This is a genomic window from Thauera sp. 63 (genome assembly GCF_000310165.2).
In the GTDB taxonomy this organism is placed as follows: Bacteria; Pseudomonadota; Gammaproteobacteria; order Burkholderiales; family Rhodocyclaceae; genus Thauera; species Thauera humireducens.
The window spans coordinates 39409-65610 of sequence record NZ_AMXC01000015.1; the positions used below are offsets into that span (position 1 = coordinate 39409).

Below are 26202 nucleotides of genomic sequence, written 5' to 3' on the forward strand. Positions count from 1 at the left end.
CCATGAGTGAAATCAGGGAGATTTGTGTTCCCGACATTGGGGACTTCAAAGACGTGCCGGTGATTGAAGTTCTTGTCAAGCCGGGTGACAGCGTGAGGGCCGAGGAATCCATCCTGACACTGGAGTCCGACAAGGCCACATTGGATGTCCCATGTCCGTTGTCGGGCATCGTGGAGTCCTTGATGGTGAACGTAGGCGACCGGGTATCAAAGGGTAGTGCGATCCTTCGCCTGAAAACAGCCGGCGAAGTACAGTCTGGGATTCCCGTACCCAGTAAGGCTACGGTCGCAGCCTCTTTCGAGCAGCAGGCATCCGCAGCAGCAACCGCAGCAGCAACCGCAGCAGCAACCGCGCCGCGGCCAGCCCAGTCGCCCTCGGCCATGCCGTCGGCTCCCGGCCAGCTTGCCGCAAAAACGACCGTCAAGCCGCACGCCAGCCCCTCGGTTCGCCGCTACGCTCGGGAGTTAGGTGTCGACATCGGCAAAGTAGCCCCCAGCGGCAAACATGGGCGCATCCTGCACGATGATGTGCAGCGATACGTTAAGGACACGATGACCCGCCTCGAAGCAGTGGGTCAAGTTTCAGTTAGCGGCGGAGGCGGTCTAGATTTGCTCCCCTGGCCGAAGGTGGACTTCGCCAAGTTCGGCGAGATAGAGGTCAAACCGCTTTCACGCATCAAAAAGATCTCTGGTCAGAACCTCGGCCGCAACTGGGTGCTGATTCCCCACGTTACAAACTTCGACGAAGCTGACATCACCGAACTCGAAGCATTCCGCGTCAGACTCAACCAGGAAGCAGGCAAGGAAGGCTCAAAGCTCACCATGCTTGCCTTCCTGATCAAGGCGGCAGTGGCCACTCTGAAGGCGTATCCCGAGTTCAACAGCTCGCTGGGGACTGACCCGGGTGAGCCAACGCTGGTACTGAAGCGTTACTACCACATTGGTTTTGCCGCTGATACGCCCAACGGGTTGGTCGTTCCGGTGATTCGCGATGCTGACCAGAAGGGCGTTAGAGAGATTGCGGCGGAATGCGGGGAATTGGCGAGGAAAGCCCGCGAGGGGAAGCTCGGGCCAGCCGATATGAGTGGCGGCACCTTTACCATTTCCAGCCTTGGCGGGATTGGCGGCACTGGCTTTACGCCGATCATCAACGCACCAGAAGTTGCGATTCTCGGCGTCACGCGTGCCCAGATGAAGCCGGTCTGGGATGGCAACACATTCGTACCGCGCCTGGTCTTGCCGCTTTCCCTGTCTTGGGATCATCGAGTGGTCGACGGTGCTGCAGCGGCACGCTTCCTTGTGCATCTGGCTGGACTCTTGGCGGACTTCCGCCGCGTGATGCTGTAAGGAGATCGCCATGAGCCTGATAGAAGTGAAGGTTCCGGACATCGGCGATTTCGATTCCGTGCCGGTCATCGAGCTGTTCGTGAAGGTCGGCGACAGCATCAAGGTCGACGACGCGATCTGCACGCTCGAATCCGACAAGGCGACGATGGACGTGCCGTCCTCCGCCGCCGGCGTGGTCAAGGAAGTGCTGGTCGCGGTCGGCGACAAGGTCGCCGAGGGCGCGGTGCTGCTGAAGGTCGAGTCAACGACTGCCTCGGCAGCGACCTCGGCAGAGGCGCCCGTTCCGACCACAGCGCCCGCGGCTGCACCCGCCGCGGCTGCGGTCGCTGCACCCGCCGCCGCTGCGCACGGCGGTAGCGCCGATGTCGAATACGACATGGTCGTGCTCGGCGCCGGCCCCGGCGGCTACTCGGCGGCCTTCCGCGCCGCCGACCTCGGCCTCAAGACCGCGATCATCGAGCGTTATGCCAGCCTCGGCGGCGTGTGCCTGAACGTGGGATGCATCCCGTCCAAGGCACTGCTGCACGTCGCCGCGGTCATCGAGGAAGCCGAGCACATCGACACCGCCGGCATCAAGTTCGCCAAGCCCACGGTGGACATCGACGCGCTGCGCAAGCACAAGGACGGCGTCATCGGCAAGCTCACCGGCGGCCTGGCCGGCATGGCCAAGGCGCGCAAGCTCGATGTCATCCGCGGCTACGGCCACTTCCTCGACCCGCATCACCTCGAGGTCGAGGAAACCACCGGCACCAGCCAGGACAAGACCGGCGCGAAGAAGGTGGTGAAGTTCAAGCAGTGCATCATCGCCGCGGGCTCGGCCGCGGTGCATCTGCCCTTCATCCCGAAAGACCCGCGCATCGTCGATTCCACCGGCGCGCTGGAACTGCGTCAGGTGCCGGGCAAGATGCTGGTCATCGGCGGCGGCATCATCGGCCTGGAAATGGCCACGGTGTATTCGACGCTGGGCGCGCGCATCGACGTCGTCGAGATGATGGACGGCCTGATGCAGGGCCCCGACCGCGACGCGGTCAAGGTGTGGGAGAAGCAGAACGCCCACCGCTTCGACAACATCATGCTGAAGACCAAGACCGTCGCGGTCGAGGCCAAGGAAGACGGCCTGTGGGTGAAGTTCGAGGGCGACAAGGCGCCTGCCGAGCCCGTGCGCTACGACATGATCCTGCAGTCGGCCGGCCGCGCGCCCAACGGCAAGAAGATCGGCGCCGACAAGGCGGGCGTCATTGTCGGCGAGCGCGGCTTCATCCCGGTGGATGCGCAGATGCGCACCAACGTGCCGCACATCTTCGCCATCGGCGACATCGTCGGCCAGCCCATGCTCGCCCACAAGGCGGTGCATGAGGCGCACGTCGCGGCCGAAGTCGCTGCGGGCCACAAGGCGGCCTTCGACGCCACCGTGATCCCGGGCGTGGCCTACACCCACCCCGAAGTGGCCTGGGTCGGCTACACCGAGGCGCAGGCCAAGGCCGAAGGCAAGAAGGTCGAGACCGCCAAGTTCCCGTGGGCGGCCTCCGGCCGCGCCATCGCCAACGGCGCCGACTACGGCTTCACCAAGCTGATCTTCGACGCCGAAACGCACCGCGTCATCGGCGGCACCATCGTCGGCCCGTCGGCCGGCGACATGATCGGCGAGGTCTGCCTGGCCATCGAGATGGGCGCCGACGCGGTCGACATCGGCAAGACCATCCACCCGCACCCGACCCTGGGCGAGACGGTGGGCATGGCGGCCGAAGTGGCGCGCGGCAGCTGCACGGATCTGCCGCCAATGCGCAAAGCCTAGCCTCAGGCAGGCCCGTCGCTTGCGTAGTCCGGAATGGATTGCGCAAGCCTCTTTCCTTTCGTCGGGGGCTCCTCTTAGCCTCTCCTCTTCGCCTCTGACGTTTTTGCGGCTTACTGATTATTAATCGGTGAGCCGCATTTTTTTTGCCGATTTTCTAGCAGCCCGTAGTTCGAGATTTGATTGACTCGGACGTGCTAGCGACACAGCAATCGCGCAAGAAATCACCAGTTCAGCAGCCATTGCTAAGCGTTTCATCCTTATGGGAGCGAGACTCGACCGTCAGATCGACAAGCCTCACCCCCGCAGAGCCGACAGTCCCAAGGAGAAGTCGATCTGAGGAACAAGGAGAAAGGGATGAAAGATTTGCTTAGTCTCGGCTATCTGGGCCTCTATGGTGATGCCGATGAGTGGCGCCGATTTGCTGTCGACATCTACGGCATGCAGCCGGTGTATGACGGTGAAGTGCTGCGTCTGAGGGCCGACGAGCGCGCATGGCGCCTAGCCGTTGAGCCCGGAACGAGCCCCGGTGTCGCATACGTTGGCATCGAGGTGGAGTCGTCTCAGCATCTGGGCGATGTAATGGCGCGCATCAAAAAGGCCGGTCTGGACGTCACGGAAGACAAACACCTTGCGTTGGCGAGAAATGTCGTCCGATTGGCTCGTACGACGGCGCCTGACGGGACTCCGATTGAGCTGTTCACGGGGGCGATGGTTATGTCTGATCCTTTCCTTTCCCCCACGGGCGCCAAATTCGTAACTGGAAAGGCCGGTTTGGGTCATGTACTCCTCCTCGTGCCCGATCTTGCTGCAGCGCTCGAGTACTACACAAAAGTTTTGGGCTTCAGGATCTCGGATGCCGTTCGAGTTGCCGAGGGTTCAGATGCGTACTTTCTGCATGGGGGCCTACGCCACCACGTCATTGCCCTAGCGAGCATCCCAGGCGCGAACGGACTTGATCATATCTTTACCGAAGTCGACAGCATCACGACAGTAGGGCGCGCTTGGGAGCGGGTGGAGGCGGGGGCTGCACCCGTGGTACGCACGCTCGGCCAACACGCGAATGATCCGGTGACCTCCTTCTACGCTAGGTCGCCTTCGGGCTTCGCCTTCGAATATGGAGTCAATGCGACTGTGATAGACGACGAAGATACGTGGATCTTCAAACGCTATGACTCGATCTATCTTTGGGGCGGGCACATCGGTCCGGCGGGCCATCTATAGGTCAGGGCTAGCGCAGAACCTGTAATCGAAGAATTGCCAATGATGATCAAGCGAGTCGCGAAAAATGATCGCCGCTCGAACTTATGGAGACAAGAGATGATTGAAACACCCGTCCTTATCGCCGGCGGTGGTCCGGTAGGGCTTTCCCTGTCCTTGGAACTGGCGCACTTTGGGATCAACTGTATCGTTGCCGAGCGCAATGCGACTACGACGAGTCACCCGAAGATGGATTTGACCAATGGTCGGTCGATGGAGCTTTTTAGGCGTACTGGCCTAGCAGACAAGCTTCGTGCAGTCGGTGTTCCGAACAAAAGCCCCTTCAATATCAGCTGGATCACCGATCTGGCCGCGAGCGGACACGAGCTGTGCCGTTTTCCCTATCTCTCGGCCGAAGACGAAACGTGGCGGCGGCGGGTCACCAACGACGGAAGTCTAACTCTCGAGGCGCCCTTGCGCGTCAGCCAGATTCTCATCGAACCTGTACTTAAACAGACAGCCGATGAAAATGAACATGTGCAGGTGAAGTTCTCATGGCGCCTTGAATCCTTCGAGCAGGATGCCGAAGGGGTGACCTCGATCATCCGAAACACGCAGACCAATGAAACGCAGACAGTTCGTTCGCGTTTCCTGGTTGGGTGTGACGGTGGCAGCAGCACCGTCCGGACGCAGCTTGGGATCAAGAACGAAGGACAGCCGAACGTGGCTCGGCTCTACATGGTGCATTTCCGGTCGCAGGCGGTCGACATTTTGCAGCGATTCGGTATTGCCTGGCACTACCAGACCGGCAAGGGAGCCCTCGTTGCACAGGACGACAAGGAGCATTGGACGCTGCACGTGTTCCTTGCACCGGGTACGGACGAGTCGCAGATCGACCCGCGTGTGCTGGTGGAGGAGTGGGTGGGCTGCAAGTTCGAGTTCGAGGTGATCGTCGCTAATCCCTGGTCGGCACACTACTTGGTGGCTGAACAGTACAGCGCAGGGCGGGTGTTCATGGCGGGCGATGCCTGCCATCAATATATGCCGACGGGGGGCTACGGCATGAACACCGGCATCGCCGAGGTAGGCAACCTTGGATGGAAGCTTGCAGCGGCCCTGCATGGATGGGGCGGATCAACGTTGCTCGACTCGTACCACAGTGAGCGCCATCCAGTTGCCAGGCTATCGTGGGCGACGTCGCAACGACACCTTGCTGTCCGTTTTGAGCTTGCACGCCTCTATGCCGAGGCGGGCGATCTGTCGGGGGACAGTCCCGAAGCAGCGGCGCGGCGCTTGAAGCTGGGGCAGCAAATCGCTGATCTCGGCAACAAGGAGAACGAGGGCTGGGGTACAGAGCATGGCTACCGCTACGACGCTTCGCCGGTGGTCTGCGCCGAGAACGGCACCCCGCCAGTTTTCGATCCTGAGATCTACACCCCTTCGACCTGGCCGGGCAGCAGACTGCCGCACCTCTTCCTCGGCGATGGGACACCGGTGTTCGACCATCTCGGCACCTGGTTCTCCTTGCTCGTCCTGGACGGTTCAAACACTAGCGTGATTGAGCGCGCAGCCTCGGAGTTGGGAGTTCCGCTGACCGTGGTCCGCATCGACGATCGGAACGCGGAGAAGATCTATGCGCGTAAGCTGATTCTGGTGCGCCCCGACCAGCACGTCGCCTGGCGCGGCGACACACTTCCCGACGACTGCCACGAATTGCTTGCCCGAGTGACCGGCAAGCGGGTGTGACCGAGGCTTAACGCTAAGCCCTCCTTGGGCCGAAGGGCCCAGAGAAGGAGGCGTCAATTGCCATTGCGCGACAAGTCGCGCTAGAAGAGGAGTAAAGCGTGAGTTCCAAAGACGTTTGGCGACCGAGCGACGACGTGCGGCGCAACGCCCGCATTACTGCGTACATGGATTGGCTGCGGGTCGAGCGAGGGCGCAGTTTCGAGAGCTACGGCGCGCTATGGCAGTGGTCGGTCGAAGATCTGGAGGGCTTCTGGTCGTCAATCTGGGACTATTTTGACGTTTCGGCTCAAACACCCTATCGGTCGGTACTGGGTCGCCGGTCCATGCCGGACGCGAGCTGGTTTCCCGGTGCAATGTTGAACTATGTCGACCAGGTGTTTCGACACGCCACCGACAAGCGGCCAGCTGTCGTCTTCCAGAACGAAGGGGACGAACTGGTCGAACTCGGCTGGAGTGACTTGAAGCGTCAGGTGGCGTCCCTCGCTGCCTCACTCCGCGAATCGGGTGTTGGTCAGGGTGACCGGGTTACGGCATACCTGCCCAACACCCCGCACGCAGTGGTGGCCTTTCTCGCAGTCGCGAGTATCGGCGCAATCTGGTCGGTTTGCTCCCCCGACACCGGGCATGTGGCCGTGCTGGATCGATTCCGGCAGATCGAGCCGAAGGTGATGATTTCAATCGACGGTTATCGCTATGGTGGTAAGGCGATCGATCGTCGCGAGACACTGGCGGCAATTCTCACCGAACTTCCCAGCGTGGAGACCCTGATCACGGTCCCCTATCTGGATCCTCAAGGCATGGCCGATGCCAGCCAGCGTTACGGCGGTGTTAAGACGATCCGGACGTGGCACGAGGCGACCAGCAGGGATGTGCCGCTTGAGTGTCGGCCAGTTCCCTTTGATCACCCCCTCTGGATCGTGTACTCGTCGGGGACGACCGGCTTGCCCAAGCCGATTGTCCATGGCCACGGCGGGGTCGTGCTCGAACACCTCAAACTGTGGGCCCTGCACAACGACCTCGGGCCGGAGGACCGCTTTCACTGGTACTCGACTACCGGGTGGATCATGTGGAGCCTCCAGGTCGGCGGGTTGCTGGTCGGGGCGACGATCTGCCTGTTCGACGGTAACCCCGGATGGCCGGATCCAGGCGCGCTCTGGCGCTTTGTTGGCAAGGCTCGAGTGAGTTTCTTCGGTGCAGGTGCGGCGTTCTTTACATCCTGCATGAAGGCCGAGATCGAGCCGCGCGCGATTGCGGATTTGTCCGCACTGCGCGCGGTGGGTTCGACCGGCTCGCCGTTACCTCCCGAAGGCTACGAGTGGATATATGCTCATGTTGGCTCCGACGTGTTCCTGGCGCCCATCTCGGGAGGGACCGACATTGCCAGTGCCTTCATCGGCGGGGTTCCCATTCTGCCTGTCGTGTCTGGCGAAATGCAGTGTCGCTGCCTAGGAGCCAAGGTCGAAGCGTTCGACGAAGCCGGCAATGCAGTGTTGGATGCGGTGGGAGAACTTGTGTGCACTGCGCCCATGCCCTCGATGCCCTTGTTCTTCTGGGGCGATCCGGCTGGCGACCGTTACCGCGATAGTTACTTCGACATGTATCCCGGCATGTGGCGGCATGGCGACTGGATTCGGATCACCCCGCGCGGGGGCGTCGTTGTCTACGGTCGTTCGGACGCGACCATCAACCGTCACGGTATTCGGATGGGCACGAGCGAGCTCTATCGGGCCGTGGAGGATCTGCCTGAGGTTGTGGACAGCCTTGTCGTCGATCTTGAATACCTCGGGCGGGACTCTTATATGCCGTTGTTCGTCGTCCTGCGTACCGGATGTGAGCTGACGGACGAATTGAAAGCGACGATAACTGCGCGTATCCGAACAGCCCTTTCGGCGCGCCATGTGCCGAACGAAATCTTCCAGGTCCAAGAAATTCCACGAACGCTCTCTGGTAAGAAACTCGAGCTCCCGATCAAAAAACTGCTTCTCGGTCAGCCTCTGGAAAAGGTGTTGAACTTGGACGCGGTCAAGAGCAGGGAAAGCCTTGAGTACTTTGTGGCTTTCGCCAGTAGCCTAAACAAGTCAAACGGACGAGCGGCGTAAGTCCGGTGCCAAAAAAGCGTAAACCACGATGCGCTATTAGGAGCTGAAAAATGTCAAATGGAAAGAGTCTTCGCTCTTGCGAAGACGCATGTGCGAGACTGATTGCGGATTTCGCCTATTTTGTAGATTCGCGTCAGTACGATAGCTTGGTTGACCTCCTTGCTGAAGATTGCTCGTTCGAACGACGCGGCGCGGTGCTGTCCGGAAGGTCTGCGATCCTGGACTTTATGCGCGCTCGCCCTGAGCATGTTGTGACTCGACATGTATGTACCAACATCCGGATTGATCAGACTGGTCCTGGTACAGCACGGGGCGGGTGTACGCTTCTGATGTTCCACGGAGCGCTAGACCAACATGGCCAACCGACAAGCGGCCAGCCCTCAGTCACTGTCGCAGATTATCAGGACACCTTTGTTGCTACGGTGGATGGCTGGCGATTCGCTTCGAGGGTCGCTACGATCATCTTCTAGGTTCTGTTCACATATAACGATATGAGATCACCGCGCAAACGATTCGCACGAATGCCATGTAGCTGCATGCGAGCTTGTCGTAGCGTGTGGCGATCCGACGGTAATGCTTGATACGGTTGAAGAAGCGCTCGATCAGATTTCGCGCGCGGTACGCGCAGCGGTCGTAGTGCCTGGGGGCAATGCGGTTGGATCGAGGCGGGATGACTGCTTGCGCGCCGGATGCTTCGATACTCATGACCAAGGCGTTGGCATCGTATCCTTTGTCGGCAACCAAGCTGGCGCACGGCATATCGGCAATCAAATCGTGCGCACACTCGATGTCGGCGACCTGTCCTGCGCTCAGAATCATGCGCAGCGGTTTGCCCAAGGCATCGACGGCAAAGTGCAACTTGGTCGTCAGGCCTCCACGCGAGCGCCCCAGCGCCTGCGGTCCTACTTTTTTTGGGCGCCTGAGGCGTGCTGGTGGGCGCGAACGATGGTCGAATCGATGAACACCCGCCCCAGATCGCGCTCGCAGGCCAGTGCGAGGGCGACGCGATTCCAGACGCCTGCATCGCGCCAACGCGCAAAGCGTACATACGTCGAATGCCAGTTGCCGAACTCGGGCGGAAGGTCGCGCCACGGACTGCCTGTGCGTGCCAACCAAAGGACCGCCTCAACGAACAGCCGGTTGTCTTTGGCCGAACGCCCTCTATCTGTCAGGCGACACCGTAAATTGACCCCCTAGCGACACGAGGAACTGACCCCCTCGTTCGCAAGGAGGCCACTGTTGGAAACGAAGCACAGCGAGGTGAATCCTGTACGCCGTCTGGTTTGCGGAGTGCGGGAGATGTTGGAGCCGGAGGCGGTCACGACGATCGTTCGGTTGGGGCAGTCGGGGTGGGGCGCGAAGCGGATTGCCAGGACGTTGGGCATCGCGCGCAACACGGTGCGGCGCTATCTGAACGCGGGCGGGCCGGTGCCCTACCGTAAGCGCTCCACGAACCCCATCTTTCCTGGGCTCGCTACGCTGTGATCAACTGCTCAGTCTTGAGATTCCAGGGCAGGAGAGCCTCGAAGTGTTCGACGGTGGTGGCGGTGGGCAACGCCCGCAGAACGTGGCGCAGCCACAGATACGGCTCGACGTTGTTGGCCTTGGCGGTCTCGACCAGCGAGTAGATGAGCGCGCTGGCGCGCGCACCGGCCTGGGTGTCCGAGAAGAGCCACGCTTTCCTCTTATGCAAAGGTTGGCATAAGAGGAATTATGCGCGGCCCTCGATTATGCAAGGTTCGGTTGTAGATACCGTCTGCGCCTGACATAGGCTGGGCTTGTAGGGCTGTCTGGCGCATTTCGACTTGCCATAAAAGATCGTGTTCTCTGTGGTTCCCTCACACCACAGGAGCACATCATGCCCACAGATCCGTGCCTGGCGACCCTTGTTCGCAGCGACTGGCTGGACGCCGGTCCGCTCGGTCACCTCATTGACCCGTACATCGGAGCGCTGCGCGGCCAGCGCTACGGCGGTAAGCGCTCCACGAACCCCATCTTTCCTGGGCTCGCTACGCTGTGATCAACTGCTCAGCCTTGAGATTCCAGGGCAGGAGAGCCTCGAAGTGTTCGACGGTGGTGGCGGTGGGCAACGCCCGCAGAACGTGGCGCAGCCACAGATACGGCTCGACGTTGTTGGCCTTGGCGGTCTCGACCAGCGAGTAGATGAGCGCGCTGGCGCGCGCACCGGCCTGGGTGTCCGAGAAGAGCCACGCTTTCCTCTTATGCAAAGTAAGCGCTCCACGAACCCCATTCTTACGTAGCCCCGTTTGAGCCCGCATGCTTCGGCTTCCGTTTTTCAGGGAGCACGAGCATGTCGGAGCGCAGTACGTTCTGGTTGTCGCACCTGTCGGCAATCGAAGCCGAGGGCATTACCACGAAGGCTTACGCCGAGCGCGAGGGGCTATCGCCGCAGGCGCTCTATCAGTGGCGCAAGCGCCTGGTGACCGGTGGCCGTCGTAGCCGCGCCAAGCTTGGCGGATTCGTCCCGATCAAAGTCGAACCCTCGATGACGCTCCGCGCGGGCTGCACGGTGGTGATCGACGCGCAGCTGCGGCTCGAATGCGCGACGCTGCCTGGCGTCGACTGGCTGGCCGCGCTGTCGGCGGCTCTTGCCGAGCGAGGGCGCTGATGCACCCGGGGCATTCGATCGGCGCGGTGTATCTGTACCGGCCGGCGATCGACTTTCGCAAATCCATCGGCGGACTGTCGGCGCTGGTCGAGCAGGAGCTGGGACTGAACCCGTTCGGCGACGCGCTGTACCTTTTCATCAACCGTCGCCGCGACAAACTCAAGGCGCTGTACTGGCACCGCAACGGCTTCTGCCTCTGGTACAAGCGGCTCGAAGCCGAGCGCTTCGCCTGGCCGGCGGCCGAGGCAAGTCAGCCCACCTGCGTACTGACGATGAAGGAGCTCGAATGGCTGCTCGAAGGCTTCGATCTGTGGGCGGCAAGGCCGCATAAAACGCTGCAATACCAATCGGTTACGTAGCGTGATCGGGTATAATTCCAGCATGCAACCACGTACCGCCGACCCTCGTTCGAATGCCGCCGTCGGCGTGTGCGCATCCCCCCTCCCCGAACAGTTACCCGACGATCCGGCCGCGCTCAAGGCCTTGCTGCGGGAACAGCAGCACGCCTTCGAGCTTGCCTTCAAGGCGCGCGAAGCCGAACTGCAAAAGGCCTTCGAGGCACGCATCCTCGAGCTCTACGAGCAGCTTCGCCTGGCGCGCCGGCGCATGTTCGGCCCCAGCAGCGAATCGCACGCGGGCCAGGGGTGGCTCTTCGACGAGGCCGAGGCGCTGGCCGAGTCCGCAACCGAGGCGGGCGACACCGCAACCTTGCCGCCGCCGGCCACCGAGACGACGGGTGAGACGCCCGCCGACACGGGCAAGAAGAAGGCGCGTGGCAAGCGCAAGCCCTTGCCGATCGAGCTGCCGCGCATCGACGTCGTCCACGACGTCCCCGAGGCCGAACGCACCTGCGCCTGCGGCACACCCATGGTCGAGATTGGCCAGGACGTCAGCGAACAGCTCGACATCGTCCCGATGCAGGTGCGCGTGCTGCGTCACATCAGGAAGCGCTACGGCTGCCCCCAGGGCGACCAGGCGCCGGTCAGCGCCCGCGCCCCGGGGCAGGTGCTGCCCAAGAGCAACGCCAGCAACGACCTCTTGGCGATGCTGCTGGTCACCAAGTACGTCGACGGGCTGCCGCTGGCGCGTTTCGAGTACGTGCTTGCCCGCGCGGGCGCGCTCGTGCCGCGTCAGACCCTGGCGCGCTGGGTGATCGGCACCGCGCAAGCGCTGCAGCCGATCGCCAATCTGATGCGCGACGTGCTGCTCGGGCACGATGTGATTCACATGGACGAAACCCCGGTGCAGGTGCTCAAGGAGCCTGGCCGGGCAGCCACGAGCAAGAGCCAGATGTGGGTGCAGCGCGGTGGTCCGCCGGGTAAGCCGGTGATCCTCTTCGAGTACGACCCGAGCCGCGCGCAGGCGGTCCCTTTACGCCTGCTCGAAGGCTGGAAGGGGCACCTGATCGCCGATGGGCTCGAGAGCTATGGGGCGATCTCCTTCTGCGAGGGCGTGACCCGGCTCGGCTGCTGGGTCCATGCGCGGCGCCGCTTCGTCGACGCCAGCAAGGTGCTGCCCGCCGGCAAGCGCGGTCGCGCCCATGAGGCGCTGGCGCTGATCGGCAAGCTCTACGCCATCGAGAAGGAGGCGCGCGAACTGAGCAACGCCGAGCGCCTGGCGCGACGCCAGAGCAGAAGCCGCGTCGTCATCGACGAACTGCGCCGTTGGCTCGATCAGGTGCTCCCCACCGTGCCGCCCACCTCGGTGCTCGGCGGCGCGTTGGGCTACCTGCATCGGCAGTGGCCGCGACTGACGCGCTACCTCGCACGGGGCGATCTGCCGATCGACAACAACCCGGTCGAAAACGCCATCCGGCCCTTCGTCGTTGGGAGGAAAGCGTGGCTCTTCTCGGATACGCAAGCCGGGGCGCGTGCCAGCGCGCTCATCTACTCGCTGGTCGAGACCGCCAAGGCCAACAACGTCGAGCCGTACCTGTGGCTGCGCCACATACTGCGCGCCGTGCCCAATGCGACCACCGTCGAACACTTCGAGGCCCTCCTGCCCTGGAATCTCAAGGCTGAGCAGTTGATCACGGCGTAGCGAGCCCGGGGAAGATGGGGTTCGTGGAGCGCTTACTATGCAAAGGTTGGCATAAGAGGAAGAACTGGCTGTTTGCCGGAAGTCCACGTGGCGGACGGGCCGCTGCCGTGGCACTCTCGCTGATCGAGACAGCGCGGTTGAACGACATTGAGCCCTACGCCTACCTGAAGGATGTGCTCACGCGCCTGCCCGGCCACCGCATGGACCGGCTCGACGAACTGCTGCCGATGAACTGGAAGCCCGCGCCCTGATGGATCCCGCCACCCTCGAAGCCCTCAACCGTGCAAGCTCGCTCGAACTGTTCCACCTGTCGCGCGTGATCGAGCGCCTGATGTCGGATCCGTCGCGGATCGTGCAGATCCGGCTGCATCTGAACCTGGGGCAACGGGTACGCTTCGTGGACGGAAAAGCGCCGGGCGCCGCGCTGCAGCTTCGAAGCGGCACCGTGGTGGCGATGAAGGACACCCAGCTCACCGTGCAGGACGACGCCACCCGTGCGACCTGGACGCTGCCCTACGCAGCAATCGAGCTCCCCGCCGACAGCCGGGCAGAGCCCCGGTCGCCGATGCCTAGGTCCGCCCAGCGTCCCACCCGCGAGGACTTCCGCGTCGGCGATCGCGTCAGCTTCGAGGACCGCCACCTGCAGACGCGCATCGGCACCATCGTGCGCATCAACCAGAAGACGGCCAGCATCGACTGCGAAAACGAGCCCGGCTGGCGCGTGTCGTTCGCACTGCTCAGGCTCGTCGTCGATCTCTGAAGCCCCCGGCTCCGCCGGGGGACGGGGTTGCTCGGACGGTTACTTAAATCGTGCAGCTGTCGTTGCCGACACCCACTTACGCCTACGCAGTTCTGACAATCTGGACGTAGTCAGATCGGAACGTACTCTGGCGCGCCTGTAGCGCGCAGATCGTCCTCACGGTCTTGTCGGAGAGGGCGACTGCAGCAATGTTCGCGTTAGGCAAGGAGCCTGACCAAGAGCGCGGACAATGAAACTCGCGGTACGCTGCAAGACGGACATCGCGATGGTCGCGTTGCTCTCAAGACCACAAAGATGGGTTGTACGCCGCAGCATCATCGTACGGCAATGAGTCTCGTTGTAAGCCAGCCTTGGCTGGCTGTCTATCGGATTGACAGCCAGCCAAGTACTTCATCATGCCGCTAGGCGCAGCAAACTGATCCGATCACATCGGAACTTCGCTGTTCAGCCCCAGTAGTACTCTGCCATACGTTTCAGTCGCCGTATCCGAGTCTAGCAAGCCATGGACTCGTAGCATATTGATATCACGGAAGAAGCGCTGTAGTGCACAGTCATTGCGGAACGCACCGCCGCCGCCAGCCTTGATAAGAAGATTGATTCCATCAGTGCAATATTCGAGGATCAGTCCCACGCGCGCTTTCAATGCGGCACGAACCTCAGGATTCCTCAGTTTCTCGGGGGTCATGCTTTCAAGCGTATTGGTGTAATCTCGCATTAAGGTTTCCGCGAGTTCAGCGCCGGCAATCCCGCGCCCCAAGCGCAGTTGAGCCAATTGTTTGTTGGCAGCCTTGGATCCACCAAACGTGATAGATCGGTCTTTCACAAATTTTGCATAGGTGTTGGCGGCGCCTCGATAAGCGCCAACCATGACCGGTACAGTTTCCCCAAGGACGAACGGGAAGAGAGGCATTGAGTACTTGGGGTTCTCATGCACCAAAGAACCGGGTGCAGTGCCATTCAACAGATCTGATACACGTGCGGTGTGATAGCCGGGAACGAAGACATTATTCAATTCCATATCGCTGCTATCTGTCCCACGCATGCCAGCAACGTCCCAGTTGCGGATCGGTCTGCATTCCTTGGTGGGGACAAGGAAAGCTCGAAGTTCGGGCGCTTGATCGTCGTTTTTAATTACGCCGCAACACAAATAGTAGTCGCTTCGACTGCTCCCCGAATTCCATTGGCTTCTGCCGTTTGCGATAAAACCGTCTCCCTCAGGGCGAAGCGTGAAGTTCGGAGCGATAGTTCCCGGGGTCAATGGATTTGGCTTGGTAGCAAAAACCTCGTCTTGAGACTGCTTTGGGAATAGCGTGTGTATGTAGGCATGGCCAATATAAAAAGACGTCACCCAAGCAGTTGACGTGCAATATGGGGCTATTTCACTAATGATGCTCTGCATCGTCTTGTAGCCCAACTCATGGCCCCCATACATTTTAGGGACTAGAGTCTGGATAAGACCGGCATCACAAATTTGATCTAAAACCTGATCAGAGATTCTTCCGTCGATGTCGGTCTGTTGAGCAGAACGTTCTACTAGTCCTGCAATTTCGCGTGCTCGCCCCAACAGTTCATCATGCATTTGCATGTCGCCACTCCATTTTCAAACCAAACTTGCTTTTTCGAAACAATGCCGGCCGGCTCGAACTCAATGCCGGGCGAAAACGAATTGCCCTATCGTATTGGGCTGTGCGTGTGGATAATGATTTTTTGGGTCTCCTTCTTGGTGTTAATTGCTTTTTTGTTGGTCTAATTAATCCTTGCAACGAATCGATATTCTGACCCGAATCCGGTGCTGATTAGATTACGCGGCGATGGATTGATAGCGGCCGCGATGGAAGACAAGCGGCGCGTCAGCATGGCCGATCTGATAATCAAGAACGCTACTAAGCAAAATGTAATGGTCGCCACCATCGTACTTCGCAACGATTCTGCAGAAGAACGTGGTAGCAGAATCCTGAATGAAAGGAGTGCCGTCATCCGCAAACGAAATATGACTTGAGGCGGAAGGCAGGCTCGCAGAGCCAGATTTCGCGTAGTGACGTGAAAGATCCTGCTGCTCAGCAGTCAAAACGTTAATCGAATACTCGGATTGCTCTTCAAAGTGATGGCACATCCGCGACGTCTTGTTGATACACCAAAGGACCATGGGCGGAGAAAGGGAGACCGAAGTGAATGAGTTAATCGTCATGCCGTCGGGTTCGCCCTTCTCGGAAGGTACAAGAACAACGCATACTCCGGTAGCAAAGCTACCTAGCGCATTCCTAAGCTCGGATGATTCGTTCTTCATGATGCCTCCTCTTAATCAAGCTTTTCTAATCGGGTCTTGGCTCGTAGTTGCGATGCCATGACGAGTAACATAAGCTGTGCTGATCGGTCCATCAAATGGAAATGCGGATAGTAGGTATAAGAAAAAGCGATGCCTGAAGGGTCACGGCGATCTACAGCCTGATCGTCACGGCAAAGCTCAACGGCCTTGACCCCGAGGCCTAGCTCAGTCAAGCGATTGGCCGCTTCGCTAAGCGTCGGGTGAATCGGGTGGTTAAACTGCTGCCGTGGAACTTCGCAGCCGAACTGGCGCCGGCCGAGCCGAAGGCCGCAGCTGGCTGGAACATCTCTTGCTGGCTAGACGGCTAGCGCCGGACGTTTAAGATGCTTCGGCGTAAGAGGTTTCTTGTGTGCCGACGACAAGTTCCGCGCGCGTGCATGCCGTCGTTGTGACGCCCGCTAATGTCCCGGGCGGCTGCCAGGTAGCGGACCTAGTGCGGTAGGATGGTCAAGTGGTGTTCGCGATAAGAACAAGCTCAGGGGCCTGGCGGGCAAGGCGGATCCGTTGTGGAGTGTGTCGCTGAAGGGCGGCACTCAGCACCTGCTGACTGAGGCGAGCAAGCGTTTCATCCACAAGATGTTCTCGATCCTCGCGCGTGACCCTGCGCGGTTTGGCTGCACGTAAGTGCGTTATAAGGGAGCGTAAAGAACGGCGCGCAAGTGATATCACAGATCGGTTATAGCAAATTTATTTGCGAGAGACGCATTTAGTAATTGATCGAGGGGGATTTTGTTGGATTTCGGTCGTGGCGATAGGCTACAAGGAGGCGTCCATGAGCAATAGAATTCAGAAAAACCTTAGAGCTCTGGATTTAAATCTTTTGCCGATTTTGAGAGAGCTGCTTTACGCTCAAAGTGTCTCAAAAGCGGCGGAAAGGCTCAACATGTCTCAACCCGCTGTTAGCGAGGCCCTGGGTCGTTTGCGGATCCAGTTCGGAGATGAGCTCTTAGTGCGATCCGGAAGAAAAATGGTGATCACACCCTTTGCTGAGGGCTTGACCGGGTCTCTTGACAAAATACTAAGTGGTATCGAGTTGCTTACCGGATTTCAGCGTGCCGACAAGCTGGCGGACATCGAACAAAAGTTGGTCATTGCGACTGCTGATAGCGCGCTGGTGGCGATTGGTGTACGGCTGATCAACTATCTTTCCGAGTATCTTCCTCGTGTTCGTGTTCAATTTATCGACCTACAAAATTTCGATCAAAGTCAGCTGAAGTCGGGGGAGGTCGATTTCGCTATCGCTCCGAGTTTCATCATTGATGACGAAACTCTTAACAACATACCGCTCTATCGCGAGGACTTTGTATGTATCTCTCGTGCGAGACACCCGAAAATGCGGGCTGGGATGACGCTCGAGGAGTTGAATGCGATTTCAAAGGTAGGGTTTGGGTCGGACCCCAAGAAAGGATCTCTCCGCGTTCAGGGGCCTCCAGGCTGGGAGGAGCAGCTATTGATTTCGCAAATGACGTTGCTGCCTTACTTGGTAGAGAACTCCGAATCCATAGCACTGATTCAGCGTCATATTGCAACGAAATTCAAAAGCAAGATGAATATCGAGGTCCATGAAATAGAGGGGCTGAACTGGAAAGTTGACGTTCACGCGTTTTGGGGGAATATTCATGAAAACTCCTATATCCACGCATGGGTCAGGGAGCGACTCAGGGATATGCTTGATAACAATAGCGAGATCGAACTCATTCATGCTAATAAGATATAGACTTGTTTGAGTCAGGTAGTCGCTATCGCGACGATTAGTGCCGGATCGATCAGGGTGAATATGCCAGTTGTTCCGGCAGAGGCGACTCCTGACGGATTAATTCACGCCGGCGGGCAAGTGCTATTCCAACCATGGGTTCTCGGTGCTTAGGCGCAGTTCAAGCCATCTGGTCCTGCTGTCGGGCATTTGGCGCTTCCGCCAAGTCAGCTAAACAACAGGATCGGCTGGTGGACCGTCTTAGGACCTCTTGCTTTGCGGCACAAATGATTGATCTGTTTCGATGTTTGCCGTAGAAAATGCCGGATTGAAGGCTTGTTGACAGTGAACACAGCTGCAAATGCTGGGTTCTGCGGTCTAGAATCCAGTGGGGAAGCTTAGCGTCAGCGCACCGCACTTGAGGCCCGCCCCGGGCGGTTTGGGTGAAGGGCGTGTGGAAAGCAGCCAGCGTAGGGTTGTGCTGTCGATCGCGCAGTAAGTCTCCCTCGCAGCCGACCAGTTGGATGGATGCAGAGTGCTCCGTGTGCAGTGACGAAGGGGCGACCTTTTTTCGAGGTTGTTGTACCCGGATTTGACTTAGATCAAAATGGGCTTGTTTGGTCTGGCGTCGCGACATACCCCGTGCTCTGGGGGGGGGGCGACGCAGCGACTTCAATGAGGATGTTGCCGTGCGAAAAGGCTGTTCGCACGGCATCGAAAGCGGTAGCCAATAGAGCTGCCCTAGTAGAGGAGACAATAATGGCTTTTTCTGCCAGCGCAACAGCGCCTGCGCGTCGCGATCTGAATGGGTTGTGGGAGAGTATCGACCACGCTGACGAGAAGACTCCGCGGTCGATCGATATTTCACCTTCTGCGGTCCTGGATTCCCCTTGGTGTTCAGTCAGGCGCGTGTCGCTCGGAACGCAGCCTCACCGTGTCAGGTTTCGCAGCCCTTCTCACACCTTGATGGTTTTCGATCAAGGCAGTTTCGTCGATGGGGAGCGATGGATCAATGGCGTTCGCGCTGGGATGCCAGGGCCGCTTGATCGCGGGATTGACGTCGTCCCAGCGAACGTCGAACTCGTCGCACTTGCCGGTGCAGGAAGCAATATTACGGCGACACTGATCTCAATCTACGAAGAGAACACACCTGTCTCGAGAGATGTCGAGATAGATCGCCAGGCGAATCTCACGCCAGCGTTGAGTCTAGGAGGGGAGTTTCTTAATGTCCTCACCGCTCGAGTTCGCCAGGTGATGCAGGAGGGACACGATCCTCGGTACTTGGAGACAATTATTTCCCTACTTTTCCAGGAAGTGATTCGTGCTCAGAGCGACTCCGCCACGCTTCGAGAATGTCGCACGTCTGGCGGGTTGTCCCCGCGTACTCGACGACTTGTGCGAGAGTTTTTGCACCAGAACCTCGACAAAGCCGTTGATCTCGACGGGTTGGCGAGTTATGTGGGACTCAGTCGCTTTCATTTCACCCGTGAATTCAAGGCGTCCTTTGGTGTTCCTCCTCACAAGTATCTTCTCAATCTACGAATCCAGCGTGCAAGCGAATTATTACGCACGACAAAATCTCCGATAACTGACATTGCACTCGATGTTGGTTTCTCCTGTTCAAGTGATTTTTCGCGCGCCTTCAAGCAAATATTGAACTGCTCTCCTCGTGAGTTCAGGTCTTTGCATCGCTGCGGCCAAGGTGCGACAAGTGGCAGCGTGCTGACTCAATGACCCAGCTGGCAGCAGATCCTGGAGATTGAGACACCGTCCCGCAGACCGAGCACCGATCGCACTGTGGATCCCGCCGGCGAAGTGGGTCGTGCGCCTCGTGCACGCTCATTGGGGTTATTGTGCGAGCGATGCGGATGAGGCTGATGTCCGGTGGTCCGTCTTGTATCTCGCCTTAAGGCAACGCTGATTTATTCGCCCAGCGGCACCCGTCAGTTGGCATGCTCTTGAGACAATAGCGGCTGCTGAGCCACGATGAGACCTCAATCGATGCAATCGAGCTTTTCCGAGCTGGAGTACGCCGGGAAGAAGAAGCAGACGCGGCGCGACCGTTTCCTGGCCGAGATCGAAGCGGTGACGCCGTGGTCGGCGCTCGAGGCAGAGATCGAACCGTTCTATCCGAAGGGTGGCGGTCGCGGCCGTCCGCCGATCGGGGTGGCACGGATGCTGAGGATGTATGTTGCTCAGCAGTGCTTCGGTCTGTCGGATGAAGGGATCGAGGACGCCATCTACGACAGCCAGTCGATCCGCGCCTTCGTCGGCATCGACCTGGCCCGCGAGGCGGCGCCCGACGCGACCACGCTGTTGAAGTTCCGTCGGCTGCTGGAGACGCACGGGCTCACCCAGAAGATCTTCGAGGCGATCAAGTCGCATCTGGCAGACAAGGGGCTGATGATGCGCGAAGGCACCATCGTTGACGCGACGATCATCGCCGCAGCGCCTTCGACCAAGAACCGCGCCAAGGCGCACGACCCGGAGATGCACCAGGCGAAGAAGGGCAACCAGTGGTACTTCGGGATGAAGGCGCACATCGGCGTCGATGCCGAGTCCGGGTTGGTGCATGCGGTCGTGGCGACGGCGGCCAACGTAAGCGACGTGAGCCAGACACACAAGCTGCTGCACGGCGAGGAGACGGAGGTGCTCGGTGATGCGGGCTACCAGGGTGCCGACAAACGCGAAGAGAACCGCGACACCCCGGTGAGCTGGCACATCGCACTGAAGCGCAGCAAGCGCAAGGCGCTGCCAGCCAACCGGCTGGGGAAGCTGCTTGAGCAGCTCGAGCGCGCCAAGGCGAGCATTCGGGCCAAGGTCGAGCACCCGTTCCATGTGATCAAGAACCTCTTCAAGCACAAGAAGACCCGCTACCGTGGGCTGGCGAAGAACGAAGCGCAACTGTTCTCGCTGTTCGGTCTGGCCAATCTGTTCCTGGCGCGCCGACCGTTGTTGGCGCTCTATGCCCGAGGTGCGTCCTGAGGGGGCACCAAGGTGCGAAAGCGGAGGGGAACGGCCCAGGGCCGACTCGACCTGAAGCATCAAATGCCATCGAACTCGAGAGGCCGTCACGGATACGCCCTCAAAATCGGTCCGCGGGTACTTGAACATGATTTGTTCAGCACGTCCTTAAGCGAAAATTGCGCAAAAATGGCCTCATGCGGCACAAATTGCCATGTGCGCGCGACTTAGGTCCCCTAAGTTCGATTCTCAGACTGAGCAGATTTGCTCGCCCGTGATAAACCACTGAGAGGAAGGACGATGACCCGCAGAGAGGTGCTTGTTGTTGGTACGGCGCGCACAGCCATTGGAAGCTTCGGCGGCATGCTGAAGGACATCCCGCTTTCGGGGCTCGCGACCACCGCCGTCAGAGCCGCTCTTGAGCGCTCAGGTGTCGCGGCGGAGCGGGTTGGTCATGTCGTGATGGGAAATGTGATCCCAACCGAGCCGCGCGACGCCTATCTTTCGCGCGTTGCTGCCATCGATAGCGGCATCCCTAAGGAGGTTCCCGCATTTAACGTCAATCGACTGTGCGGATCGGCCATGCAGGCGATAGTCTCCGCAGCGCAGAGCATCATGCTTGGTGATGTTGATGTTGCCATTGGGGGGGGGGCTGAGTCTATGAGCCGTGGCCCCTACATCGCTCCAGCCACCCGGTGGGGCGCGCGTATGGGCGACACTGCAATGGTCGATTACATGACTGGCATCCTGCACGATCCATGGCAAAAAATTCACATGGGTGTGACTGCCGAGAATGTCGCTTCGCGTTATGGCATTAGTCGGCAAATGCAGGACGAACTTGCTGTAGAAAGTCAGCGGCGGGCATCGCGTGCGATCGCTGAGGGGCGCTTCAAGAGCCAGATCGTACCGATCGAGATTTCGTCCAGGAAGGGGGTCGTACTATTCGAAACCGACGAAAACGTGCGGGCCGATGTGACTGTTGAAGGCCTTGCGAAAATGAAGCCGGTTTTCAAGCGTGACGGCTCGGTAACTGCGGGTAATGCATCGGGTATCAATGATGGCGCGGCTGCAGTTGTGTTGGTCGAAGCAAAAGTCGCCCAACAGCAGGGCCTTAAGCCTTTAGCGCGGCTCGTCAGCTACGCGCATGCGGGGGTTGAGCCAGAGTACATGGGTATCGGCCCTGTTCCGGCAACCCGCCTGGCGCTGCAGCGTGCAGGATTGCGAGTTCAGGATTTGGATGTGATCGAATCAAATGAGGCGTTTGCTGCGCAGGCCTGTGCGGTTGCCCGCGAACTTGAATTCGATTCCGATAAAGTGAATCCGAACGGGTCGGGAATCTCGCTTGGCCATCCGGTCGGTGCTACCGGGGCGATCATCTCGATCAAGGCTATTCACGAACTTCATCGGACAGGTGGGCGTTACGCCTTGGCCACCATGTGCATTGGTGGCGGACAGGGTATTGCGGCAATCTTCGAGCGGATCTGACGGCAAGACATGTTCGACTGTGTGAGACGGCAAATCATGGTCGCCATGGCGTGTCGTCGATCACATGTGTATTGCGTCTCACAGAGGCTGAACGTGTCTTACCTGTCGTTTGGTGTTCGCCATTTTCAGTAGGCACGTGGGATCCAGAGGGGTCCCGACGCATGCCGCGAACCAATCAATAGCTTCGTAAAGGCCGTCTCTCCGATTGCGGACGTTCTCGGGAAAGATGGTTTTCGTCTCAGGCAACTCTTCTTGGTGGTCGCCCCGGCGCTTGCCGTGCCGACGGTGCGGGGCGATCCGCCCGCGGGCGGTCGGAGTTTCAAAGAGGCGAGTTGTCCTACGCTCATGGCCTGCTCCAGTCTCCAGCAATAATTCACAAGCCTAGCAGGATTCCCGCAGTTCGCGCCTATACGTGCTCCGATACTGAGCCTGTAAGACGGTGGAGCTTCTACCCGCCGCTTACGGTGCTTGGCGACACGTCGCTATTGTCACGCGAGCCCTCGTGATGGTTTGGACGTGGCCGTGGTGCGGATGCCGGAAAGCATCTGAGTTGGCCGAGTCGGTCGAAGCCGTGGTCATTCGAGGCAGGAGGACCACAAGTTACTGGAGCGCGAGCGTAAGCGCTTTCTGATGCATCGACGAATTAATGAACACCAAAAGAGGAGACGCATATGAGTAAGACGAGAGCCATCGGTGGTTGCGCAGCGTTGCGGATGAAGGGAGTCGCCCTCTCCATCGCGCTGCTTGGTTGCAGTTCGACCGCAACTGCCTTGGAGCTGACTGCTCCCGACTCGGAGCTGAAGATGCGTTGGGATAACACCGTCAAGTACTCGACGGCTTACCGACTTGACAATCCGAGCGAGCGAGTCGCGGCCGGCGATCCGGGCGGGCCTGGTACGGAGCTTGACGACGGTGATAGGAATTTCGATCGCGGGGTTATCAATAGTCGCTTTGACCTATTGTCGGAGCTCGACGTCGTGTACAAGCAAGTCGGTCTGCGGATTAGCGGTGCTGCGTGGTACGACGACGTGTATCGGCGGGGAAACGACAACCGATCTTTGTCCGTCAATTCGCGCAGTGTTCCCGCTGGAGAGTTCACGGAGAAGACGCGCGATATGATGGGGCGTAAAGCCGAGATTCTCGATGCGTTCGTATTTATGAACAGTGATCCCACTGCGGAGGTTCCCTTTACCGTCCGGGCTGGACAACATTCCGTTCTCTATGGTGAGAGCTTGTTCTTCGGCTCCAACGGAATTGCGAATGCACAAGCTCCGATTGATGTGATCAAGGCCCTGTCTGTTCCAGGCTCTCAGTTCAAGGAGATCATCCGACCCGTGGGGCAAGTTTCCACGCAGGTACAATTGACTCCGCAGATGTCTATCGGCGCTTATTACCAGTATGAGTGGGAGAAAAGTCGCCTGCCGGCCTCAGGTTCATACTTCAGCAATGCTGACTTTGTGGGCGCTGGCGCCGAAAGCCTGCTTGGCATGGCCTACGCCGGAGAAGAAAAACCGGACTCAGACCAGTTCGGGCTACAGATGCGCTTCAAGCCGGGTAACGGGGATGTCGAGTATGGAGTCTACTTTGCTCAGTACAATGACAAAACGCCACAGGTGATTATCGATCCGGTGAATGGTCGTTACGGTTTTGTTTACGCTGAGAAGATCAAGACCGTTGGCGCAAGTTTCAGTACGGTCCTCGGTGAAGCAAACGTGGCTGGCGAAGTCTCATACCGTTGGGATGCGCCGCTCGTGTCCGGCCCTCAGGTCGACATCGGGCTTTCTAGCGATGGATTGCGGAATCCCCTGTTTGCACTGGGAAAAACTGCGCACGCGCAGATTTCGACTCTCTATCTGTTCGGTGGAAATCCAGTATGGGACGGCGCCGAGCTTCTTGGTGAATTGGCGTGGAACAGAGTTCTATCGGTTGACGAGAATCCACTGGCACGCGATGCGAATACAACTCGTGATGCAATGGCATTTCGAATGCTTTTCACGCCACAGTATTTCCAAGTCCTGCCTGGCCTTGATATCTCGATTCCCATTGGGTTTGGATACAATCTGGACGGAAATTCATCGGCTGTTGGGGCTTTCAATGGCGGCGCTAGGCAGGGCGGTGATTTCAGTATCGGGTTGAAAGGCGAGTACCAAAGGAAGTGGAAGTTTGGGATAAATTACACCCGGTATTTTGGGGACGAAAACGCACTGCTTACCGCGAACACGAAGGATCCACGCAAGGGGCCGTTCATGTCCACAGCTGCCCAAAGTTTGCATGATCGAGATTTCGTCTCGCTGTCGGTTCAGACCACATTCTGAGGAGGAGAAACATGTCGAGAAGAAACCTAATCGGTGCCACGTTGGCGGCCCTCTGCGTCGTGTCGGCCCCGGTTTTGGCCGGAGTCACCGCTGAGGAGGCTGCTGAACTTGGTCGCTCTCTCACGCCCTTCGGTGCGGAGCGGGCGGCCAACAAGGATGGCAGCATTCCCGAGTGGAAAGGTGGTGTGACTGCGCCGCCTGCAGGATACGTTGCGGGCACTCCGTATCCTGACTTGTTTTCTGGGGAAAAGCCGATCCTGCAGATAAATGCGGCCAATCTTGCGCAGCACAAAGAGCTGTTGTCGGAAGGCACACAGGTGATGCTGAATAAGTATCCCAACTATCGAATCGACGTCTATCCCTCCCATAGGACGGCAGCAGCCCCGCAGTGGGTATATGACAATACGCTTGCGAACGCTACGCGAGCGACGACAAAAAACGGGGGCAATAGCGTAGAGGGAGCATACGGTGGCGTCCCGTTCCCAATTCCCAAGACTGGAGCGGAAGTGATGTGGAATCACCTTCTGCGCTGGCGAGGCGAGGCGTTCGTGGAGAAGATCGGGGTATGGGTCGTTGACTCGAACGGAAAGCCAAGCGTCGCAGTCAAGGTTGAGGAAACGCAGCAATGGCCTTATTACGAAAAAAACGGATCGCTCGAATCATTTAACGGCGACTACTGGTATCTGCGCCAAGTCCAGTTTGACCCGCCGTTTAAAGCGGGGGAATCAGTCATTATCCATGATCCGCTTGACCAGGTTGGCAAAGGTCGCAAGGCGTGGCAGTACCTGGCTGGGCAACGGCGCGTGCGTCGGGCACCGACCATTGCGTTCGATACGCCGGACTTTGTTGCATCGGGACAGAACTACTTCGACGAGGTATATAACTTCCTAGGCTCGCTTGAGCGATATGAATGGAAGTTGGTCGGTAAGAAGGAGATGTTCGTCCCTTACAACAACAACCGGTTGTTCCGCACTAAAGCGGAGGACGCGATGGCCGGGCAACATCTCGATCCCGACCAGCTCCGCTGGGAGCGTCATCGAGTCTGGGTGGTTGAGGCGAATCTCGCGCCTGGAAAGCGTCACGCCGTACCCAAGAAAACCTTCTACATCGACGAAGATACTTGGTCTGTTCTGATGATGGATGGATATGACGCAAGTGGAAATCTGTGGCGGACGCAGCATGCATTACCAATTGTTGCGCCGGACATCCCAGCGGTAATTGCAATGGGATTCGCTCTCTACAACCTGCAGGCGAATACGTGGATAGTTAGTGCCCTTCCTGCTGATGCCACGGCGAATAATCAGTTTGTGGTGATCGAGCCGCGACCGTACACGTACTTCAGTCCTGATGCTTTGGCTGGGGGTGGGATTCGGTAAGTCTGTAGAGCCGTTTGGCATGGCTTGACGAACCGATGCATGGTAGAAAAATAGGCAGCGCAGAATGCGTTTGTTCCTGTCACCGCAACGCAGGGACTGCAGTCCCAGCGTTGCGGTGTTTCTGACTCATCTATAGATAACACGACGCTTTGGTGTATTTGACCAGGGGCAGGGGAGAGTCTGCTTGTGGTGCGTATAGCCGTCGCAGAGGTTCGCGAGTGGTGAGGTTGTTGAGTCGGGAGTTCGCCAAGGCTTTTTACCTCGTCAGTTCATTCCAAGTTGCTGGGAGTTCAGCGAAGAGCGTTGAAGTCGAACTGGCGCCCAAAGAGACTGAGACCAAATTTCCGGTGTGAAAAACAGATCGGGCTCCCTTTTAGAACGATTTCTGCTCAAGGATCGATCGGTTGTACTCGTGCCGATATCGAGAAATT

The 26202-nt window shown here is 58.8% G+C and carries 21 protein-coding genes and 4 pseudogenes; 19 read left to right on the forward strand and 6 right to left on the reverse strand.

Features of this window, described 5'->3' with window-relative positions:
- The first annotated feature begins 2 nt into the window (after positions 1-2).
- The 6 genes from aceF to C664_RS21270 all read left to right on the forward strand — a co-directional run bounded on the left by aceF (position 3) and on the right by C664_RS21270 (position 8653).
- Positions 3-1346: a dihydrolipoyllysine-residue acetyltransferase gene (gene aceF, locus C664_RS13185; protein ID WP_004261299.1), complete on the forward strand. Its 1344-nt coding sequence runs from the start codon at positions 3-5 to the stop codon at positions 1344-1346.
- 10 nt (positions 1347-1356) lie between these two features.
- Positions 1357-3141: a dihydrolipoyl dehydrogenase gene (gene lpdA / locus C664_RS13190; RefSeq protein ID WP_004261302.1), complete on the forward strand. Its 1785-nt coding sequence runs from the start codon at positions 1357-1359 to the stop codon at positions 3139-3141.
- A gap of 354 nt (positions 3142-3495) precedes the next feature.
- Complete coding sequence (locus tag C664_RS13195; protein WP_004261305.1) at positions 3496-4362, forward strand: VOC family protein; 867 nt, start codon at positions 3496-3498, stop codon at positions 4360-4362.
- 39 nt (positions 4363-4401) lie between these two features.
- Positions 4402-6084, forward strand: coding sequence for an FAD-dependent monooxygenase (locus tag C664_RS13200; RefSeq protein ID WP_198291527.1), 1683 nt, complete (start codon positions 4402-4404; stop codon positions 6082-6084).
- A gap of 98 nt (positions 6085-6182) precedes the next feature.
- On the forward strand, positions 6183-8183 hold the full coding sequence (locus C664_RS13205) for an acetoacetate--CoA ligase (protein ID WP_038011795.1): 2001 nt from the start codon (positions 6183-6185) through the stop codon (positions 8181-8183).
- Between the two features lie 50 nt (positions 8184-8233).
- The gene (locus C664_RS21270; protein WP_004261312.1) at positions 8234-8653 is read left to right on the forward strand and encodes a nuclear transport factor 2 family protein; all 420 of its coding nucleotides are present in this window, start codon (positions 8234-8236) and stop codon (positions 8651-8653) included.
- A gap of 7 nt (positions 8654-8660) precedes the next feature.
- Here C664_RS21270 and C664_RS21005 read toward each other — a convergent pair whose 3' ends face one another.
- Together C664_RS21005 and C664_RS21275 are read right to left on the reverse strand one after the other, a co-directional pair.
- Positions 8661-9197, reverse strand: a complete 537-nt coding sequence (locus C664_RS21005) for an IS5 family transposase (protein WP_443080652.1) — start codon at positions 9195-9197, stop codon at positions 8661-8663.
- On the reverse strand, positions 9086-9355 hold the full coding sequence (locus C664_RS21275) for a transposase (protein WP_198291530.1): 270 nt from the start codon (positions 9353-9355) through the stop codon (positions 9086-9088). Before C664_RS21275 ends, C664_RS21005 begins: the two co-directional genes overlap by 112 nt.
- Before the next feature lie 127 nt (positions 9356-9482).
- Here C664_RS21275 and C664_RS21010 point away from each other — a divergent pair.
- A pseudogene (locus C664_RS21010) lies at positions 9483-9611 on the forward strand (helix-turn-helix domain-containing protein); the annotation flags it as partial.
- Positions 9612-9657: 46 nt separating this feature from the next.
- On the opposite strand, the pseudogene C664_RS13220 reads toward C664_RS21010, so the two are convergent.
- A pseudogene (locus C664_RS13220) lies at positions 9658-9867 on the reverse strand (transposase domain-containing protein); the annotation flags it as partial.
- Positions 9868-10041: 174 nt separating this feature from the next.
- Between C664_RS13220 and C664_RS20675 the strand changes: the two are divergent.
- A complete protein-coding gene (locus C664_RS20675) occupies positions 10042-10203 on the forward strand; it encodes a hypothetical protein (RefSeq protein ID WP_157354146.1) in 162 nt (53 codons plus the stop codon).
- Here the strand turns inward: C664_RS20675 and C664_RS13225 are convergent.
- Positions 10193-10402: pseudogene (locus C664_RS13225) on the reverse strand (transposase domain-containing protein); the annotation flags it as partial. The gene C664_RS20675 and the pseudogene C664_RS13225 sit on opposite strands and share 11 nt — an antisense overlap.
- A gap of 92 nt (positions 10403-10494) precedes the next feature.
- Here C664_RS13225 and tnpA point away from each other — a divergent pair.
- The 5 genes and pseudogenes from tnpA to C664_RS13250 all read left to right on the forward strand — a co-directional run bounded on the left by tnpA (position 10495) and on the right by C664_RS13250 (position 13612).
- Entirely contained in the window at positions 10495-10812 is a 318-nt protein-coding gene (tnpA, locus tag C664_RS13230; RefSeq protein ID WP_004261324.1) for an IS66 family insertion sequence element accessory protein TnpA, read from the forward strand.
- Complete coding sequence (tnpB, locus tag C664_RS13235; RefSeq protein WP_004261344.1) at positions 10812-11171, forward strand: IS66 family insertion sequence element accessory protein TnpB; 360 nt, start codon at positions 10812-10814, stop codon at positions 11169-11171. Before tnpA ends, tnpB begins: the two co-directional genes overlap by 1 nt.
- A gap of 22 nt (positions 11172-11193) precedes the next feature.
- Positions 11194-12852, forward strand: a complete 1659-nt coding sequence (gene tnpC / locus C664_RS13240; RefSeq protein ID WP_004261347.1) for an IS66 family transposase — start codon at positions 11194-11196, stop codon at positions 12850-12852.
- Positions 12853-12908: 56 nt separating this feature from the next.
- Positions 12909-13103: pseudogene (locus C664_RS13245) on the forward strand (transposase domain-containing protein); the annotation flags it as partial.
- Entirely contained in the window at positions 13103-13612 is a 510-nt protein-coding gene (locus C664_RS13250; RefSeq protein ID WP_004261353.1) for a hypothetical protein, read from the forward strand. The pseudogene C664_RS13245 and the gene C664_RS13250, both read left to right, overlap by 1 nt.
- 424 nt (positions 13613-14036) lie before the next feature.
- Here C664_RS13250 and C664_RS20370 read toward each other — a convergent pair whose 3' ends face one another.
- Together C664_RS20370 and C664_RS13255 are read right to left on the reverse strand one after the other, a co-directional pair.
- Positions 14037-15197 (reverse strand): acyl-CoA dehydrogenase family protein, encoded by a 1161-nt coding sequence (locus tag C664_RS20370; RefSeq protein WP_083483094.1) that lies wholly within the window; start codon positions 15195-15197, stop codon positions 14037-14039.
- Between the two features lie 216 nt (positions 15198-15413).
- Complete coding sequence (locus C664_RS13255) at positions 15414-15899, reverse strand: flavin reductase family protein (protein WP_038011797.1); 486 nt, start codon at positions 15897-15899, stop codon at positions 15414-15416.
- Between the two features lie 811 nt (positions 15900-16710).
- Between C664_RS13255 and C664_RS13260 the strand changes: the two genes are divergently transcribed.
- The 6 genes from C664_RS13260 to C664_RS13280 all read left to right on the forward strand — a co-directional run bounded on the left by C664_RS13260 (position 16711) and on the right by C664_RS13280 (position 25771).
- Complete coding sequence (locus C664_RS13260; RefSeq protein ID WP_051019148.1) at positions 16711-17655, forward strand: LysR family transcriptional regulator; 945 nt, start codon at positions 16711-16713, stop codon at positions 17653-17655.
- Between the two features lie 735 nt (positions 17656-18390).
- On the forward strand, positions 18391-19365 hold the full coding sequence (locus C664_RS20375) for a helix-turn-helix transcriptional regulator (RefSeq protein WP_157354149.1): 975 nt from the start codon (positions 18391-18393) through the stop codon (positions 19363-19365).
- Positions 19366-19632: 267 nt separating this feature from the next.
- The gene (locus tag C664_RS13265) at positions 19633-20616 is read left to right on the forward strand and encodes an IS5 family transposase (protein ID WP_004261291.1); all 984 of its coding nucleotides are present in this window, start codon (positions 19633-19635) and stop codon (positions 20614-20616) included.
- A 279-nt stretch (positions 20617-20895) separates the two neighbouring features.
- Complete coding sequence (locus tag C664_RS13270) at positions 20896-22080, forward strand: acetyl-CoA C-acyltransferase family protein (protein ID WP_004261360.1); 1185 nt, start codon at positions 20896-20898, stop codon at positions 22078-22080.
- 671 nt (positions 22081-22751) lie between these two features.
- Positions 22752-24395, forward strand: coding sequence for a DUF1302 domain-containing protein (locus tag C664_RS13275; RefSeq protein WP_004261361.1), 1644 nt, complete (start codon positions 22752-22754; stop codon positions 24393-24395).
- An 11-nt stretch (positions 24396-24406) separates the two neighbouring features.
- Positions 24407-25771 carry a DUF1329 domain-containing protein gene (locus C664_RS13280; RefSeq protein WP_004261363.1) on the forward strand — a complete coding sequence of 455 codons (1365 nt, stop codon included), beginning with the start codon at positions 24407-24409 and terminating at the stop codon, positions 25769-25771.
- The last annotated feature ends 431 nt before the right edge of the window (positions 25772-26202 follow it).

Coding starts and splice junctions, on each gene's coding strand:
- C664_RS20675 (WP_157354146.1), top strand. CDS start 10,042: ATGCCCACAGATCCGTGCCTGGCGACCCTTGTTCGCAGCGACTGGCTG.
- lpdA (WP_004261302.1), top strand. CDS start 1,357: ATGAGCCTGATAGAAGTGAAGGTTCCGGACATCGGCGATTTCGATTCC.
- C664_RS13270 (WP_004261360.1), top strand. CDS start 20,896: ATGACCCGCAGAGAGGTGCTTGTTGTTGGTACGGCGCGCACAGCCATT.
- C664_RS20375 (WP_157354149.1), top strand. CDS start 18,391: ATGGCTTTTTCTGCCAGCGCAACAGCGCCTGCGCGTCGCGATCTGAAT.
- C664_RS13265 (WP_004261291.1), top strand. CDS start 19,633: ATGCAATCGAGCTTTTCCGAGCTGGAGTACGCCGGGAAGAAGAAGCAG.
- tnpC (WP_004261347.1), top strand. CDS start 11,194: ATGCAACCACGTACCGCCGACCCTCGTTCGAATGCCGCCGTCGGCGTG.
- tnpA (WP_004261324.1), top strand. CDS start 10,495: ATGTCGGAGCGCAGTACGTTCTGGTTGTCGCACCTGTCGGCAATCGAA.
- aceF (WP_004261299.1), top strand. CDS start 3: ATGAGTGAAATCAGGGAGATTTGTGTTCCCGACATTGGGGACTTCAAA.
- C664_RS13280 (WP_004261363.1), top strand. CDS start 24,407: ATGTCGAGAAGAAACCTAATCGGTGCCACGTTGGCGGCCCTCTGCGTC.
- C664_RS13200 (WP_198291527.1), top strand. CDS start 4,402: ATGATGATCAAGCGAGTCGCGAAAAATGATCGCCGCTCGAACTTATGG.
- C664_RS20370 (WP_083483094.1), bottom strand. CDS start 15,197: ATGCAAATGCATGATGAACTGTTGGGGCGAGCACGCGAAATTGCAGGA.
- C664_RS21270 (WP_004261312.1), top strand. CDS start 8,234: ATGTCAAATGGAAAGAGTCTTCGCTCTTGCGAAGACGCATGTGCGAGA.
- C664_RS13195 (WP_004261305.1), top strand. CDS start 3,496: ATGAAAGATTTGCTTAGTCTCGGCTATCTGGGCCTCTATGGTGATGCC.
- C664_RS13260 (WP_051019148.1), top strand. CDS start 16,711: ATGAGCAATAGAATTCAGAAAAACCTTAGAGCTCTGGATTTAAATCTT.
- C664_RS13275 (WP_004261361.1), top strand. CDS start 22,752: ATGAGTAAGACGAGAGCCATCGGTGGTTGCGCAGCGTTGCGGATGAAG.
- tnpB (WP_004261344.1), top strand. CDS start 10,812: ATGCACCCGGGGCATTCGATCGGCGCGGTGTATCTGTACCGGCCGGCG.
- C664_RS13255 (WP_038011797.1), bottom strand. CDS start 15,899: ATGAAGAACGAATCATCCGAGCTTAGGAATGCGCTAGGTAGCTTTGCT.
- C664_RS13250 (WP_004261353.1), top strand. CDS start 13,103: ATGGATCCCGCCACCCTCGAAGCCCTCAACCGTGCAAGCTCGCTCGAA.